Raw genomic sequence first — 17,295 nt, 5'->3', positions numbered from 1 at the left:
GAGCCTAATTCACCCCAAAACACCCCAATTAATGACAGCTATAAAATCGTAAGTCTTTGATTTTATTAAATATTATGGTGGAGTCGGCGGGAATCGAACCCGCGTCCAGAAGCACTCTACAGACAGTTCTACATACTTAGTGCTGCCATTTAATTTAATCCAGACGACGCGGACGCACACGCTGCGGCTGGACGAGTTACCTTTGATTTAATCCCGAGCCAAGTAACCCGACTCAGGACGATTCCCTATGAATGACTCTACTGCTGTTGCCAGCCCGCCCTAGGGAAGAGGCGGTGTAGAGTTAGCAAGCAATTAAGCTGCTAATGCGTACGAGTTATCGTTTGCAGTTATATAGTTCAGATTGTATTTACGAGGTAGTCTGGCCTCGGTATGCCCTGCGCTGCTTTGCAACCCCTGTCGAAACCAGGTCGACCCCAAAGCCCTGCTAGTATAACCTATATGCGGTGTTGTACGAAAAATTCAAGAGGGGATGACTTGTAAATGTTTAGCTCTGATTAATTCCAGTAATTCGAGCGGACTGTCGATGATGGCATCTGCTTTCCATTGCTTTGGCTCGGTGGCACCACAATATCCCCAGGCAGCGGCGATACTGGTCATACCAGCGGCTTCAGCAGCCTGAATATCCCGCAAATCATCACCGATGTACCAGCAATGTTCTGAGCGTATGCCTAGTCGTCTTGCACCTTCCAATAAGGGAGCCGGATGTGGTTTCGCATGAGGCGTGGTATCCCCGGAAATCACGCAGCGCGCTTCCTGAAGGTCAAGCAAAGAGATCAACGGTTTGGTAAAACGCGTCGCTTTATTTGTCACTATGCCCCATGTCAGGCTCAGGGCGTTCAACCCATGCAGCAGCGTCGTGACATGTTCAAATAAGCGGCTGTGTACCGCCATTGCAGATTCATATTGATTCAAAAATTCAATGCGCATCGATTCATAATTCGCATCTTCAGGCGTGATATTAAAACCCGCTGCCAATAAGCCACGGGCACCGGCAGAAGCAAATGGTCTTAGGCTGAGATAATGTATTGGCGCTAAGCCGCGGCGTACGCGCATCGCATTAATGGCAGCAGCCAGATCTGGCGCGGTATCGGCTAAGGTGCCATCGAGATCGAATAAAATTGCTTGAGGATTGTGCATAGGCGAATTGGTAAACGTACAAACGGAACTTGGTGTCCGTTTGTACATGATCAGATTTAGGTTGGCTTGGTGCAGGCAATCATGTAGTTGACGCTGGTATCGTTATTCAATGAATAGATTTTTGTCAGCGGATTGTAGCTCAAACCTTTCATGGCATTTAATTCAAGACCCGCATTGCGAACATCTTGCGAAAGTTCTGCCGGAGTGATGAATTTTGCATAGTCGTGCGTGCCTTTTGGCAATAATTGCAAAATGTACTCAGCACCAAGAATTGCGAACAGATACGATTTGACATTACGGTTCAGGGTGGAGAAAAAGACGTGCCCACCTGGTTTCAATAGTTTTGTGCAGGCCCGAATGATGGATGATGGATCAGGGACGTGTTCCAGCATTTCCATGCAAGTGACAACGTCGTACTGACCAGCTTCCACTTCGGCCATCTCTTCGGCGGGGATATTTTTATAACGTACGCTGACGCCTGATTCTAAACCGTGCAAGTCGGCCACTTTCAGGGCTTTGTCTGAAAGATCGATGCCAGTAACAATGGCTCCCTTTTTTGCCATCGATTCGGCGAGTATGCCGCCACCACAGCCGACATCAATGACATTTTTGCCTGATAGCGGAACCCGTTGATTAATCCATTCCAGACGCAGCGGGTTAATTTCATGTAAAGGGCGGAACTCTGAACTTGGATCCCACCAGCGATGAGCTAAGTCACTGAATTTCTGAATTTCTGCTGGATCTGCATTTAGTGTCGGCATGATGTGTGCGGATATTTCTGTGTTGAGAGGGGATGGATTAATGGCATATTGTAGGCGATCCGGGTATTTCCCGCACTTAGTCAGATCAAGACAAGTCCAGTTTCAGAATCTTCTTCGGTAGCTGTGTTTGTTGCAGGGTATTGAGTTTCTATTTAATCTATTCTTATGGCGTATTTTTGCGGGGTAAATGCAGATTTGGTACGAGAAACAAAAAGTAAAAAACCCCGCCGAAGCGGGGTTTTTACATAATTAAAACGGAGTTTAATTATTTGTTGCGTGTACCAACAACTTCGATTTCTACGCGACGGTTTTTAGCGCGGCCTTCTGCTGTTTTGTTATCAGCAACTGGTTGTTTTTCGCCTTTGCCTTCAGTGTAAACACGGTTAGCTTCGATACCTTTGCTTACCAGGTAAGCTTTAACTGCTTCCGCGCGGCGGATAGACAGTTTTTGGTTGTATGCATCTGTACCTACGGAGTCAGTATGACCAACAGCGATAACAACTTCCAGATTGATCGATTTCAATTTAGAAACCATATCGTCGAGCTGAGTTTTACCTTCAGCTTTCAATACTGATTTGTCGAAGTCAAACAATGCGCTGGCAGCGAAAGTAACTTTTTCAGATGTTGGAGCAACAGGAGCAACAACAGGAGCTGGTGCTGGAGCAGCAACAGGAGCTGGAGCAGCAACGGGAGCTGGAGCAGCTTCTTTTACCAATGGAGCGTCGCAACCTGGCACTGCATCAGCAGGTGTCCAGTAGCCAGTACGCCAGCACAGACCAAATGCATCACGAACAATGACGCCACGACCATCTTGTACATAAGCACTGTGTGGTGTGTTCGCTTTGATGTCTTGTTGTGCGGATGCAGAAAAGGAAGCAACTGCGGACGCTGCGATAACGAGCTTAACTAGAATTTTCATATTTATCCTCTCGACTGAGATTTAATTATCGCAGATAAACTGCGCAAATTACTGCTTAAAACCTGATGATACCACGCGCTTGATGACATTACTATTTCGTCAAACGAACAACGCTGTTATTAATCAATATTTTGCCATAGATAACGTTAATCCGGCATGACTTGTTAAATCGCTAAAGTAACACTTCGTTAAATATGTCGTGCATGGGCAACAATTGCACAGCGGTTTTCAGGTGAAATCCACTTAAGAAATTGCAAAAAAATAACTTGTTTTGATGAACACACTTACTGAATTTATCGATTTTGAGGTGTTTTTGATTGCCAGAGTCAGTTTGTTGGTTTGTTGATTTCTTATTGATAGTCGAAATGGTGAAAATTATTCAAGTAATTTGCCTTATGTTGCTGTCAGGTTGTTTATGGGTAATGAATCGTTAATCTCATGCGAATATTTTCTCGGACACGATCTGACGCCAGAGCTTAGGCTCCGCAATTGCTTGGGGGTATTTGTGTTTTGCTATTTTGTGACGTTTGGCCTGTTGAGCATGGTAAAATCAAGAGCTAAACATTCGAAAAAACGTGTACCTGACTTTCGTATTGCCTCTGTGAAAGCGATGTTTTGCTGACATGGTGCATTACGGCACTAAGATTAGCAGCGACTGTTTTTCGTGATGTTATCATTTAACCAAGCTCTAATTTGCCGGCATGCCAATGGATCAATTCGCAAAAGAAACACTCCCGATTTCCCTTGAAGAAGAAATGCGCAAGAGCTACCTCGATTACGCGATGAGCGTGATTGTTGGTCGAGCCTTGCCGGATGTGCGTGATGGCTTGAAGCCTGTGCATCGACGCGTTTTATTCGCGATGCATGAGATGAACAACGTCTATAACCGTCCATTCGTCAAATGTGCGCGCGTTGTCGGTGAGGTCATGGGTAAATACCATCCGCACGGCGATGCTTCTATTTATGACACATTGGTACGTATGGCGCAGGAATTTTCCTTGCGCTACACGCTGGTCGATGGTCAGGGTAACTTCGGTTCCATTGATGGTGACAGTGCCGCTGCGATGCGTTACACCGAATGTCGCTTAGATAAAATTGCTAACGAAATCCTGGCGGATATCGAAAAAGAAACGGTCGATTTCGTACCGAACTATGACGGTAAAGAAAAAGAACCGTCGGTTTTGCCTACCCGTATTCCTAACTTACTGATCAACGGTGCCTCTGGTATCGCGGTCGGTATGGCGACCAATATTCCGCCGCACAACATCACTGAAATTATCAATGGTGCCCTGCACTTGTTGCGGAATGATGATTGCACGATAGATGAGTTGATAGAGATTATCCCTGCACCAGATTTCCCGACCGGCGGCATTATTTATGGTGTTTCCGGTGTGCGTGACGGTTACCGCACTGGTCGTGGCCGTGTCGTGATGCGTGCAAAAACGCATTTCGAGGAATTTGGCAAAGAGAATCGTACCGCGCTGATCATTGATGAGCTGCCGTATCAGGTCAATAAGAAATCTTTGCTTGAGCGTATTGCAGAATTAGTGCGCGATAAAAAGCTCGACGGCATTTCAGATATCCGCGACGAATCCGATAAATCCGGTATGCGCGTGGTGATTGAGCTCAAACGTGGTGAAGTGCCCGATGTGGTATTGAACAATCTGTATAAGCAGACACAATTGCAAGACACTTTCGGTATGAATATGGTGGCACTGGTCAATGGCCAGCCTAAGCTGCTGAATCTGAAAGAAATGTTGTCGTGCTTCCTGTCACATCGCCGCGAAGTTGTCACGCGTCGTACCGTGTTTGAACTGCGCAAAGCGCGCGAACGCGGTCATGTGCTCGAAGGTCTGGCAGTAGCATTGGCGAATATCGACGATTTCATCGCTATCATCAAAGCGGCACCGACACCGCCACTGGCGAAACAGGAATTGATGACGCGTGCCTGGGATAGCTCCATGGTACGTGAGATGCTGACGCGCACTGCTGCTGATAATCCTGGTGGTATTGACGCTTTCCGTCCTGAGAGTTTGCCTAAACATTACGGTATTCAGCCGGATGGCCTGTACAAATTATCCGATGATCAGGCGCAGGAAATTCTGCAAATGCGTTTGCAACGTCTGACTGGTCTGGAGCAGGATAAGATCGTCAACGAATACAAAGACGTGATGGCTGAAATCGCCGATTTGCTCGATATTCTGTCTAAGCCTGAACGTGTCACAACGATTATTACGGATGAACTGACACTCGCCAGAAATGAGTATGGCGAAGGGAATAAAGACGTTCGCCGTTCTGAAATTACACACAACGCGACCGACCTGGAAACCGAAGATCTGATCACGCCGGTCGATATGGTGGTGACCTTGTCGCACACCGGCTACATGAAATCGCAACCCTTGTCTGAATACCGTGCCCAGAAACGTGGCGGCCGTGGCAAACAAGCGACTGCAACGAAGGATGATGACTGGATTGAGCAGTTATTTGTCGCCAATACCCACGATTACATCCTGTGCTTCAGTAACCGTGGCCGTCTCTACTGGCTCAAGGTATGGGAAGTACCGCAAGGTTCGCGCAGTTCACGCGGCAAACCTATCGTGAATATGTTCCCGCTGCAGGATGGCGAAAAAATTACCGTCACTCTGCCTTTGTCCGGTGACAACCGCAGCTTCCCTGAAGACCGTTATATTTTCATGGCAACCAGCCTTGGTACTGTGAAGAAAACACCGCTGGCCGATTTCAGTAATCCGCGTAAAGCCGGCATTATCGCGGTGGATCTGGATGACGGCGACTTCCTGATCGGTGCTGCGCTGACCGATGGCAAGCATGATGTGATGTTATTCTCCGATGCAGGTAAGGCGGTTCGTTTCGACGAAAATGATGTGCGTCCTATGGGGCGCACTGCACGCGGTGTGCGCGGTATGAATCTCGATGAAACGCAACAAGTCATCGCCTTGCTGGTGGCTGAAAACGAGCAGCAATCGGTATTAACTGCTACCGAAAATGGCTTTGGTAAACGTACACCGATTACTGAATACACCCGTCATGGTCGCGGTACCAAAGGCATGATTGCAATTCAGACTTCTGAGCGTAACGGCAAAGTCGTTGCTGCGACTCTGGTTGAAACGACCGATGAAATCATGCTGATCACGACTGGTGGCGTTTTGATCCGGACCCGTGTCTCTGAGATTCGTGAAATGGGCCGCGCAACACAAGGCGTCACACTGATCGCGGTTGAAGACGGAACTACCTTGTCCGGCTTGCAGCGTATCGTTGAAACGGATGCTGATCAGGATGAAACTGAATCAGGCGCAACGGCTGTCGATGGCGACACGAATGCCGCTGATGACGCGACTGGCGATGTAGCGGAGTAAAACCATGACCACCATCTACAATTTTTCGGCGGGCCCGGCAGTTTTGCCTAAAGAGGTTTTGCAGCAGGCTGCTGCAGAAATGCTGGATTGGCATGGCAGCGGTATGTCGGTCATGGAGATGAGTCATCGCGGCGCAGAATTCATGTCCATCATGGATGCCGCCCAGCGTGATTTGCGTGATTTGCTGGCGATTCCGGAAAATTACAAAATCTTGTTTTTACAAGGTGGTGGTCTCGGTGAAAATGCCATCGTTCCCATGAACCTGATGGGGCGTCGTCCCGATGCGCCGGTGGATTTCATTCATACTGGCTCGTGGAGCGGTAAGTCAATTAAAGAAGCGCAAAAATACGCCACAGTGAATGTGGCGGCATCCGCTGCCAGCAATGGTTTTACGGCAGTTCCGGCAAGAGACAGCTGGCAGTTGTCGAAAGACGCAGCCTATGTACATCTCTGCACCAATGAAACGATAGACGGTGTTGAATATCATTTCGTGCCCGATGTAGCAGAACAGACCGGTGGCGCACCGATAGTGGCGGACATGTCTTCGCATATTTTGTCGCGCGTGATTGATGTGTCTGCTTATGGTGTGATTTTTGGCGGCGCGCAAAAGAATATTGGCCCGGCTGGCCTGACGCTGGTGATCGTGCGCGAAGATTTGCTCGGACATGCTTTGCCTGTATGCCCATCCGCCTTTGACTGGAAAATTGTTGCCGACAACGGCTCCATGTACAACACGCCACCAACCTATGCGATCTATATCGCTGGTCTGGTATTTCAATGGTTGAAACGCCAGGGCGGCGTGGCAGCGATGGAATCGCAAAACATTGCGAAGGCAACGTTGTTGTACGACTACCTTGATTCCACTGATTTTTATGAAAATCGTGTGGCGAAGGAATGCCGTTCACGTATGAACGTACCATTTTTTCTGAAAGACGAATCCTTGAATGCTGAATTTCTGACTGCTGCAAAAGCGCAGGGTTTGTTGCAATTGAAGGGGCATAAATCGGTTGGTGGTATGCGCGCTTCGATTTACAACGCGATGCCGCTCGCCGGTGTGCAGGCACTGGTTGGTTTCATGCGCGAGTTTGCCAGCGCGCATTCCTGAGTGTAAAAGTAATAGCGTGTAGTCTTCTCCTCAAGCGGCAGCCCTTTCTGAACATGGCATAACCCATCACCTGGAAACCGTGGCGCTGTCGAACCAGATCAAAAGCCTGGTGAGGAATCAAATAATACAAAGCGGCAGGCGCGACTATTCACTGTCGTGCACCGCTGTCACAGTGTACAAAAACGGTTTTTAGGTTAGTTATGAGCGACAACAAATTACTTCCCCTGCGCATTAAGATTGATACGATCGATGCCCAGATTCTCGATTTGCTGAATCAGCGTGCCCGTGTGGCTGAAGAAGTCGGTCACGTTAAAGCAGAAACCAATGCACCGGTGTTTCGCCCTGAGCGCGAGGCGCAGGTATTGCGCGGAGTCGCTGAACGCAATCCTGGTCCTTTGCTGAACGAAGATATCCAGTTGATTTTCCGCGAAATCATGTCCGCCTGCCGCGCATTGGAACGACGCGTGGTGGTGGCATTTCTCGGCCCGGTTGGCACTTTCAGCGAACAAGCTGTGTACAAGCAGTTTGGCCATGCGATTCAGGCTTTGCCTTGCGTTTCAATTGACGAGGTTTTCCGCGCGACGGAAGCGGGCACGGCAGATTTCGGCGTCGTACCTATCGAAAACTCTTCCGAAGGTGCGATCAATCGCACACTCGATTTATTGCTGCAAACCAGTCTGGCGATCAGTGGCGAACTGGCGATTCCGGTGCAGCACAGCCTGATGAGCAAATCCGGCAACATGGAAGGCGTGAGCCGTATCTGCGCTCACTCGCAGGCATTGGCGCAATGCCAGGCATGGCTGAATCAACATTTTCCACATATTGAACGACAAGCTGTCGCATCCAATGCCGAAGCGGCGCGCATGGCCAGCGGTGATTACACCGTTGCTGCGATTGCCAGTGAAATCGCTGGCACCCAATATAACCTCGGCATCGTCAGCGCACACATTCAGGATGATCCGCATAACCGTACGCGCTTTGCTGTGATAGGACGTTTGCATACGACACCGAGCGGCAAAGATCAGACCTCGATTGTGCTGGCGACGCCGAACAAGGCGGGCGCTGTGTACGATTTGCTGGCACCCTTATCCAAACACGGCGTTTCGATGACCCGTTTTGAATCGCGTCCCGCCCGCACCGGTAACTGGGAATACTATTTCTATGTTGATGTCGAAGGACACGTCATGGATGAAAGAGTTGCAGCGGCGATGGCAGAGCTCGATGCGAAAGCGGCTTTCTTCAAAGTCCTGGGTTCTTATCCTTGTACGCTGTGAGATCGTGATGCCTAACGTGTCGAATGTTTTTAAGCGTGTTGCGATTTTTGGCGTTGGCCTGATAGGTGGCTCATTTGCGCTGGCATTGAAAAAAGCCGGCGCCGTGGAGCACATCGTTGGTGTCGGGCGTAGTCAGGCGTCGCTGGAACGAGCATTGCAACTCGGTATTATCGACAGCATCGCGACCTCGCCCGAAGCCGCAGTCAAGGATGCTGATCTGGTGTTGATTGCTGCGCCGGTCGCGCAAACCAAAGCGATTCTGGATTCGATACAGCCGCATTTGTCACCAAGCACGATTGTGACCGATGCTGGCAGTACCAAATCCGATGTCGTTGATGCAGCAAAAAAAGCGCTGGGCGCGAAGCTGCGCCAGTTTGTCCCTGCGCATCCGATTGCAGGTCGCGAGTTGAATGGGCCAGAAGCGGCACTCGTTGATTTATATGTCGGTAAAAAAGCGGTGATCACACGCCTGCTGGAAAATAGCGATGCCGATGTGGCGCGCGTTGCCTGGGCATGGCAACAATGCGGCGCGATAATTCATTATCTTGATCCGGCCGGGCATGACGCGGTGTTTGCGGCAGTCAGTCATTTACCGCATTTGCTTGCTTATGCACTGGTGGACGATATCGCCCGCAAAGAACATGCTGACACGCTGTTTCAATACGCAGCGAGCGGCTTTCGCGATTTCACGCGGATTGCCGGTTCATCGCCGGAAATGTGGCGCGATATCACGCTGGCAAACCGGCATGCGATGTTGCAGGAGTTGGATTCCTATACCGCGCGTCTGGCTGTGTTGCGCCAGCATTTAGTCAATGCTGATGCAGCGGGCGTCGAAGGTATTTATGCGAACGCGCAACGCGCCCGCCACAACTGGATTTCCGCGATTGAAGCCGCAGAAAAACAGCAACGTGAAGGTGGCGATTAACATCGGCTCTGTTCTCGGTTTCATCCTGGATGACGACGGACGAATTCTGATCTGTTTAGATTGCTACTGATCGGAGTTAATCTGTCAGTCGTCTGTTATTCTTTTAGGATGGATGCAAAGTTGTCCCGGCAAGGCATGGCGACGAAGACAGTACGAATAGTACGGCGAGGAGCCATAACGCTGCTGGGGCGGTTTTGCATCAATCCTGTCTTTGTCGAAAATAAATTATCTGCATTCCGGATCAGATTCCGGATGTTTTCCGAATAAGTTCATCACTATGACCCAACAAAGCAAACACTATCCGCCATACATTGATTTGCAGCCAATAATGCAGGTGCAGGGCACGGTGCGCTTGCCCGGCTCCAAGAGTATTTCCAACCGCACCTTGCTGCTCGCAGCACTGGCGCAGGGGACGACGGAAATCAAAGATTTACTGGCATCCGACGATACGCTGGTGATGCTGAACGCCTTGCAGCAACTGGGCGTGCACTGGGAGCAAGAAGGTGACAGCCAGAACTACACGGTCCGCGGTGTTAACGGTCAGCTTCCCCGCCATCAGGCCGATCTGTTTATGGGAAATGCGGGCACTGCGATTCGCCCATTGGTCGCAACGCTGGCAGTGCTGGGTGGTGATTACACAGTGCATGGCGTCGCGCGTATGCATGAGCGGCCGATTGGCGATCTGGTCGATGCCCTGAATACCGCTGGTGCGCAGGTCGAGTACACCGGCAATCCCGGCTATCCACCTTTACACATTCGTCGTGGCCATATTCATGCGCAACGTCTGCAAGTGAAAGGCAATGTCTCCAGCCAGTTTCTGACGGCCTTGCTGATGGCGGCGCCATTGATGGCGAAAGAGCATGACATCGTGATTGATGTCGTTGGCGAATTAATTTCCAAGCCGTATATTGAAATCACCCTGAATCTGATGCAGCGTTTTGGTGTTGCTGTCGAACGCGACGGCTGGCAGGCGTTCACCGTCAAACGTGGGCAGCATTATGTGTCGCCGGGCGTGGTGCATGTTGAAGGCGACGCTTCGTCTGCTTCCTACTTTCTGGCCGCTGGCGCCATTGCAGGCGGGCCGGTGCGGGTGGAAGGTGTCGGCCGCGACAGCATACAGGGCGATGTCCGCTTTGCTGAGGCGCTGGAAAAAATGGGGGCAACCATCACCCGTGGCGATAACTGGATAGAAGCCACATCGAATGGCGCGTTGCAGGCGATAGACATGGATTTCAACCACATCCCTGACGCCGCGATGACGATCGCAATGGCGGCCTTGTATGCAAATGGCACTACAACGCTGCGCAATATTGCGAGCTGGCGCGTCAAAGAGACTGATCGTCTGTCGGCGATGGCGACAGAATTAAGAAAACTCGGCGCAACCGTGGAAGAGGGCGCAGATTACATGCGTGTCACGCCACCGGCGCAGATCTTGCCCGCGACCATCGATACCTATGATGATCACCGTATGGCGATGTGCTTTTCGCTTGCCAGTCTGGATGGCAAGGCGCGGCGCGGCGCAGCGATGCGGATTAACGAACCGCATTGCGTCGCCAAGACTTTCCCTGATTATTTTGAGGTTTTTGCCAAAATCAACCATCAGGAGCTGTTTTAATACTCCCCCCAGTATATAAAAACGGCCTTTGTTTATGCCGACAATAGAGCAAAATTGAAGGATACTCCCCCAAAATGACAAATAAGTATGCCGTAATTACGATTGATGGGCCGACTGCTTCCGGTAAAGGAACGGTCGCCCATCGCGTTGCCAAACATCTGGGTTTTCATTATCTCGATTCTGGCGCGTTGTACCGTTTAACTGCTCTGATGGCGCAACGCAAAAATGTCTCGCTTGACGATGAAACGAGCATTGCTGCATTGGCACGCGCCTTGCCCTGTCGTTTCGTTCACGGCCACGTCATGCTGGAAGACGACGATGTGACGGACGATGTGCGCGCCGAAGCGATAGGCGTTGCCGCATCACGCATAGCGGTGCTGCCGGAAGTCCGCAAAGCTTTGGTGGACTTGCAATTGTCGTTCCGCAATGCTCCTGGCCTGGTTGCTGATGGGCGCGACATGGGCAGTGTGATTTTCCCCGATGCCAGTCTCAAAATTTTCCTGACAGCAAGTGCAGAGGCACGCGCGAGTCGTCGATATAAGCAATTGATTGAAAAGGGAATTTCTGCTAATATGGAAGACTTGGTAAAAGATTTGATGGAACGTGATGCGAGAGACAGTACCCGCGCAGCCGCTCCGCTCAAACCTGCATCAGGTGCAATTATTCTGGATACCTCAGAAATTACTGCTGAACAAGCGGTGAATCAGGTGCTGGAATGGTATGCAGAAGCACAGGAAAGCAAGTCGTCTCAATAGTAAGACTGTTTGATTGCTGAATGTGCGAGTAAGTCCCTTTGATAAAGCAAGTTTATTAAGGGGTTGTTCAACCTAACCCGGTAAACAGCGCCTTTGTTCTGTTCCGGCTAACTCAAAAATATTATGTCTACTGTATTCATGTCCCAAGATTTCGCAACCGGTGCAGACAGCTTCGCAGCTTTGTTCGAAGAGTCCCTGTCACGTCAGGATATGCGTTCCGGTGAAGTGATTTCTGCTGAAGTCGTTCGTATCGACCACAACTTCGTGATCGTGAACGCAGGCTTGAAGTCTGAAGCCTTTATCCCTGTTGAAGAATTCAAAAACGACCAGGGCGACCTGGAAGTTAATATCGGCGATTTCGTTTCCGTAGCGATTGATTCGCTGGAAAACGGTTTCGGCGACACTATCCTGTCCCGTGACAAAGCAAAACGTCTGGCATCCTGGCTCGCGCTCGAAAAAGCGCTGGAGTCTGGCGAGATCGTTACTGGTACAGTTAATGGCAAAGTTAAAGGTGGTCTGACTGTTCTGACGAACGGCATCCGCGCTTTCTTGCCAGGTTCTTTGGTTGATACACGCCCAGTGAAGGATACAACTCCTTACGAAGGCAAAACCATGGAATTCAAAGTCATCAAGCTCGACCGCAAGCGTAACAACGTTGTGCTGTCCCGCCGCGCTGTTGTTGAAGCGTCTATGGGCGAAGAGCGTCAAAAACTGATGGAAACCCTGAAAGAAGGCACAGTGGTTACTGGTATCGTTAAAAATATCACTGACTACGGCGCGTTCGTTGATCTGGGCGGCATCGATGGCTTGTTGCACATCACTGATCTGGCATGGCGTCGTGTACGTCACCCTTCCGAGGTGTTGACAGTTGGTCAGGAAATCACTGCAAAAGTATTAAAATTCGACCAAGAGAAAAACCGTGTCTCCCTGGGCGTAAAACAATTGGGCGACGACCCATGGACAGGCTTGTCCCGTCGTTACCCAGCGAACACACGTCTGTTCGGTAAAGTCACTAACCTGACCGACTACGGTGCGTTCGTTGAAGTTGAACAAGGTATCGAAGGTCTGGTTCACGTTTCCGAAATGGACTGGACTAACAAAAACGTGGCACCAAACAAAGTTGTTCAATTGGGCGACGAAGTTGAAGTTATGGTTCTGGAAATCGACGAAGAACGTCGTCGTATCAGCCTGGGCATGAAACAGTGCAAAGCTAATCCTTGGGATGATTTCGCGATCAACCACAAGAAAGGTGACAAAGTTCGCGGCGCGATCAAGTCCATCACTGACTTCGGCGTATTTATCGGTTTGTCTGGCAACATCGACGGTCTGGTACATTTGTCTGATCTGTCCTGGAATGAAACAGGCGAAGAAGCAGTACGTCGCTTCAAGAAAGGTGACGAACTGGAAGCCATCGTTCTGGCGATCGACGTTGAACGTGAGCGCGTTTCCCTGGGTGTTAAACAACTCGAAGGCGACCCATTCAATAACTACTGCGCAATGAACGACAAAGGCGCAATCGTTACTGGTACAGTGAAATCTGTTGAGCCAAAAGGCGCAGTGATCCAACTGGCTGACGACGTTGAAGGCTACCTGCGTGCATCCGAAATCTCCCGCGACCGCGTGGAAGATGCTGGTACACATCTGAAAGTCGGCGACAGCGTTGAAGCGTTGGTGTTGAACATCGACCGTAAAGCACGTGGTATCCAGTTGTCTATCAAAGCAAAAGACAGCGCTGAAACACAAGAAGCAATGCAAAAAATGTCTACTGCTGTAGATTCCAATGCAGCTTCCGGTACTACCAGCCTGGGCGCGTTGTTGAAAGCTAAACTCGACAACAAAAACTAAGCTCAATCTCAGTCATAAGGTTTTATAAATATGACGAAGTCGGAGCTGATAGCTCGTCTGGCGGAGCGATATCCACAACTGGTTGCAAAAGATGTGGATGTCGCTGTCAAAACCATCTTAGATGCAATGACCGATGCTCTGGCAACAGGGCAGCGGATAGAGATCAGGGGTTTTGGCAGTTTTTCTCTGAACAGTCGTCCACCACGGATAGGTCGTAATCCTAAATCTGGTGACAAAGTGATGGTGCCTGAAAAACGGGTACCGCATTTCAAACCGGGTAAAGAATTGCGCGAACGTGTCGATGCCATGGTTGGGCAGCCGATACACGATGACTAGACGGGTCATCGGGCCTCGCGATTGATGCAAATTAAAAAACGGTATATCGGTTTTTCCGGTATGCCGTTTTTTTTCAGTACAATGGTCGCTTTGCAGACACAGTAAAGCAACAGCGTTCGTTAATGCCGCTTTTACTCATTAGGATGTAACCATGAAATATATTTCCAGATTGCTTGCTGCGATACTTTTCATCATCTTTTTTGGCTTTGCCTTAAAGAATGATCAGATCGTCACGCTTCAGTATTTCTTCGGTTATCAACAATCAGCACCTCTGGTGATTATGCTGTTGGTTTTTTTCGTAGCGGGTGCCGTGTTGGGCGCTCTGGCGATGGTTCCTATGGTGTTCAGACACCGTCGTGATCTCTCTCGTCACAAGAAAACGCTGGCGGAAATTGAGAAAGAGCGTCTGCTTGCCGAGCAGGCAAGTATGCAGGCACCACAACCAGATGGTGTCCGGAACGATTAGTCTTCACGTGCCGGCTTTACCCTAAATGTGAATGCAGAGGGGAACGAAGCTGGTCTCTCGCTGACATTATTCAGGCAGATACTTACTATCTTGAAAAACATTACAGAAAATAAGAAAAATGGAATTTGAAATTTGGTGGTTGCTTGGCATCCCCTTGTTTTTTACTCTTGGCTGGCTGGCTGCCCGGGTTGATATCCGCCAGTTGCTTTCCGAGTCGCGCAGCCTGCCGCGTGGCTATTTTAAGGGGCTTAATTTTTTACTCAACGAACAGCCCGATAAAGCAATTGATGCGTTTATCGATATTGTTCGTCTTGATCCTGAAGCTGTTGAATTGCATTTTGCGTTGGGAAATTTATTTCGCCGCCGTGGTGAAACCGAGCGAGCTATCCGTGTGCATCAAAATCTCGTCCAGCGCCCTGATTTGCCTTCCGATCAAAAGACGCAGGCAATGTTCGAGCTGGGGCAGGATTACTTAAAAGCAGGCTTATTAGATCGTGCTGAGGAAACATTTAATCAGCTTGTTTCCGGACCTTTTGAAGTTCAGGCTCGCCGTGCTTTGCTCGAAATTTATCAGCGTGAAAAAGAATGGGCGCGTGCGATCGATGCCGCATACGCGTTGCAAGAAGCAGGTGCCGGTGGCAGACAAAAAGAGATCGCGCAGTTTTATTGTGAAATTGCGCAGGATGAGCTGGCGCGCTGCAATACTGAGGCAGCGCTTGCCGTATTAGAAAAAGCACTGGCGATAGACCGTTTAAGTGTCCGTGCCGTGATATTGATGGGCGACGTCTATCAGTCAATAGGTGAAACAGAAAAAGCCGTTACTGCCTGGTTGCGTGTGGAGCAGCAAAGTGTGCCGCACGTGGCGCTGGTTGCGCAACGCCTGATGGATGCATATCGTAAGCTGGAGCGCCCGCAGGAAGGCCTGAATCTGTTGAAAAATTATCTCGAAGAAGCACCGTCTGTGGATCTGCTCGAGGTAGTCTTTAAAGCGACGATAGAGCTTGATACGGTAGCGGCAGCAAATCAGCTGGTTAGTGACGAATTACGCAGAACACCAACTTTGCTCGGGCTGGAAAAATTACTGGACGCCCGTTTGATTGAGGTTTCTCCAGAGTTCCGGCCAGAACTGTCGCTGGTCAAAAATCTGGTACATGGTTATGCGCAGAAATTGTCACGCTATCAGTGTTCTCATTGTGGCTTTAAGACGAGGCAGTTTTACTGGCATTGTCCAGGTTGCAGTCGCTGGGAGACTTATCCGCCGCGACGTACAGAAGAGTTAAATGTAATGAATTAATTGTATTCCTCTGCATGCGGCATCTTGTTCGTATCGAGGAACGATGGCTCTCGCAGGAATACGGCACTATTTATTTGGGACTGAGATCGCAAAATGAAAATTACTATTATTGGTACTGGTTATGTTGGCCTCGTGACGGGTGCCTGTCTCGCGGAATTGGGAAACGATGTATTTTGTCTTGATGTTGATCAGCGCAAAATTGACATCCTGAACAATGGGGAAATTCCTATCCATGAACCGGGACTGGAAGAGGTGGTAGCGCGTAACCGCGCGGCTGGACGCATCCGTTTTTCGACTGATGTCGAGGCAAGCGTGGCACATGGCGATATCCAGTTTATTGCTGTCGGCACACCTCCCGATGAAGATGGTTCCGCTGATTTGCAATATGTGCTGGCAGCGGCACGTAATATCGGTAAATACATGACCGGCTTTAAAGTCATCGTCGATAAATCAACCGTTCCTGTTGGTACCGCTGACCGCGTCAGCGTTGCTGTGCAAGAGGAGTTGGCTGCGCGCGCAGCAACTGCAACTTTTTCGGTTGTGTCCAATCCTGAGTTCCTGAAAGAAGGAGCCGCGGTTGAGGATTTTATGCGTCCTGATCGTATTGTGATTGGTTGCGACGCGACACCTCAGGGTGAAAAAGCGCGCGATATGATGAAAAAGTTGTACACACCATTTAATCGCAATCGCGAACGCACATACTGGATGGATGTTCGTTCTGCCGAATTCACGAAATATGCAGCAAATGCGATGCTGGCAACGCGCATTTCTTTTATGAATGAACTCGCCAATCTGGCTGATCATGTCGGTGCTGATATCGAAGCCGTACGCCACGGGATAGGCTCTGACCCCCGTATCGGCCATAGTTTTTTATACGCAGGCTGTGGCTATGGCGGATCTTGCTTTCCAAAAGACGTACAGGCACTGGAACGTACTGCGCAGGACTATGGACTGAACCTGTTGATTTTGCAGGCGGTTGAAGAAGTTAATGCGCGCCAGAAGCAGATTCTAGGTGCCAAGATCATGCAGCGCTTTGACAATCAGATTGTCGGTAAACATTTTGCAATCTGGGGTCTCGCATTTAAGCCAAACACGGATGATATGCGTGCTGCCTCATCGCGCGTGTTAATCGGCGAATTGCTGCGCAATGGCGCGACGGTGGCTGTTTATGATCCGGTTTCTATGGAAGAAGCTAAACGCGTGTTTGAACTCGATTTTTATGACGCACCGGAATTACTCGCATCGATCCGCTACGCTGAAAACCCTATGGATGCGCTGAATGACGCAGACGCCTTGGCGATCGTTACGGAATGGAAGGCTTTCCGCAGCCCTGATTTTGATCAGGTTAAGCAGCGTTTGAAACAGGCAGTGATTTTTGATGGCCGAAATCTGTTTGAACCCGCGGTGATGACAGAACTTGGTATTGAATACCACGGCATTGGCCGTTCCGTACTCACGCGTAAGTGAG

Annotated in this window: 14 protein-coding genes and 1 other RNA gene; 11 read left to right on the top strand and 4 right to left on the bottom strand. The window is 49.7% G+C overall.

Annotated features, from left to right (window positions below; genetic code table 11):
* Positions 1-75: 75 nt before the first annotated feature.
* From ssrA to ompA, 4 genes are all read right to left on the bottom strand, one after another.
* Positions 76-436, bottom strand: a transfer-messenger RNA (tmRNA) gene (ssrA, locus tag H8K29_RS06045).
* Positions 437-480: 44 nt separating this feature from the next.
* Positions 481-1,158 (bottom strand): HAD family hydrolase, encoded by a 678-nt coding sequence (locus tag H8K29_RS06040; protein WP_186896833.1) that lies wholly within the window; start codon positions 1,156-1,158, stop codon positions 481-483.
* 56 nt (positions 1,159-1,214) lie between these two features.
* Positions 1,215-1,919, bottom strand: a complete 705-nt coding sequence (gene ubiG, locus H8K29_RS06035) for a bifunctional 2-polyprenyl-6-hydroxyphenol methylase/3-demethylubiquinol 3-O-methyltransferase UbiG (protein WP_186896832.1) — start codon at positions 1,917-1,919, stop codon at positions 1,215-1,217.
* A gap of 265 nt (positions 1,920-2,184) precedes the next feature.
* Positions 2,185-2,838 carry an outer membrane protein OmpA gene (gene ompA, locus H8K29_RS06030; protein ID WP_186883045.1) on the bottom strand — a complete coding sequence of 218 codons (654 nt, stop codon included), beginning with the start codon at positions 2,836-2,838 and terminating at the stop codon, positions 2,185-2,187.
* A gap of 707 nt (positions 2,839-3,545) precedes the next feature.
* On the opposite strand from ompA, the gene gyrA reads away from it, so the two are divergent.
* The 11 genes from gyrA (at position 3,546) to H8K29_RS05975 (ending at position 17,294) form a co-directional block, all read left to right on the top strand.
* Positions 3,546-6,212, top strand: coding sequence for a DNA gyrase subunit A (gyrA, locus tag H8K29_RS06025; protein WP_186896831.1), 2,667 nt, complete (start codon positions 3,546-3,548; stop codon positions 6,210-6,212).
* Between the two features lie 4 nt (positions 6,213-6,216).
* The gene (gene serC / locus H8K29_RS06020) at positions 6,217-7,317 is read left to right on the top strand and encodes a 3-phosphoserine/phosphohydroxythreonine transaminase (protein ID WP_186896830.1); all 1,101 of its coding nucleotides are present in this window, start codon (positions 6,217-6,219) and stop codon (positions 7,315-7,317) included.
* A 200-nt stretch (positions 7,318-7,517) separates the two neighbouring features.
* The gene (gene pheA / locus H8K29_RS06015) at positions 7,518-8,591 is read left to right on the top strand and encodes a prephenate dehydratase (protein ID WP_186896829.1); all 1,074 of its coding nucleotides are present in this window, start codon (positions 7,518-7,520) and stop codon (positions 8,589-8,591) included.
* 7 nt (positions 8,592-8,598) lie between these two features.
* Positions 8,599-9,516: a prephenate dehydrogenase/arogenate dehydrogenase family protein gene (locus H8K29_RS06010; RefSeq protein ID WP_186896828.1), complete on the top strand. Its 918-nt coding sequence runs from the start codon at positions 8,599-8,601 to the stop codon at positions 9,514-9,516.
* Positions 9,517-9,793: 277 nt separating this feature from the next.
* Positions 9,794-11,131, top strand: a complete 1,338-nt coding sequence (gene aroA, locus H8K29_RS06005) for a 3-phosphoshikimate 1-carboxyvinyltransferase (protein ID WP_186896827.1) — start codon at positions 9,794-9,796, stop codon at positions 11,129-11,131.
* Positions 11,132-11,205: 74 nt separating this feature from the next.
* On the top strand, positions 11,206-11,886 hold the full coding sequence (gene cmk, locus H8K29_RS06000; protein ID WP_186896826.1) for a (d)CMP kinase: 681 nt from the start codon (positions 11,206-11,208) through the stop codon (positions 11,884-11,886).
* A 138-nt stretch (positions 11,887-12,024) separates the two neighbouring features.
* On the top strand, positions 12,025-13,731 hold the full coding sequence (gene rpsA / locus H8K29_RS05995; protein ID WP_186883051.1) for a 30S ribosomal protein S1: 1,707 nt from the start codon (positions 12,025-12,027) through the stop codon (positions 13,729-13,731).
* A gap of 30 nt (positions 13,732-13,761) precedes the next feature.
* Positions 13,762-14,067 carry an integration host factor subunit beta gene (locus H8K29_RS05990; protein ID WP_186883052.1) on the top strand — a complete coding sequence of 102 codons (306 nt, stop codon included), beginning with the start codon at positions 13,762-13,764 and terminating at the stop codon, positions 14,065-14,067.
* Between the two features lie 151 nt (positions 14,068-14,218).
* On the top strand, positions 14,219-14,533 hold the full coding sequence (locus tag H8K29_RS05985; RefSeq protein WP_186896825.1) for a lipopolysaccharide assembly LapA domain-containing protein: 315 nt from the start codon (positions 14,219-14,221) through the stop codon (positions 14,531-14,533).
* 118 nt (positions 14,534-14,651) lie between these two features.
* The gene (lapB, locus tag H8K29_RS05980; RefSeq protein WP_186896824.1) at positions 14,652-15,827 is read left to right on the top strand and encodes a lipopolysaccharide assembly protein LapB; all 1,176 of its coding nucleotides are present in this window, start codon (positions 14,652-14,654) and stop codon (positions 15,825-15,827) included.
* Between the two features lie 93 nt (positions 15,828-15,920).
* Entirely contained in the window at positions 15,921-17,294 is a 1,374-nt protein-coding gene (locus H8K29_RS05975; protein WP_186896823.1) for a UDP-glucose/GDP-mannose dehydrogenase family protein, read from the top strand.
* Position 17,295 lies beyond the last annotated feature (1 nt).

It is taken from the genome of Undibacterium sp. CY21W (assembly GCF_014284265.1).
Lineage (GTDB): Bacteria > Pseudomonadota > Gammaproteobacteria > Burkholderiales > Burkholderiaceae_D > Undibacterium > Undibacterium aquatile.
The sequence above is the reverse complement of the archived record's forward strand: the minus strand, read 5'-3'. Positions and strand labels throughout refer to the sequence as shown.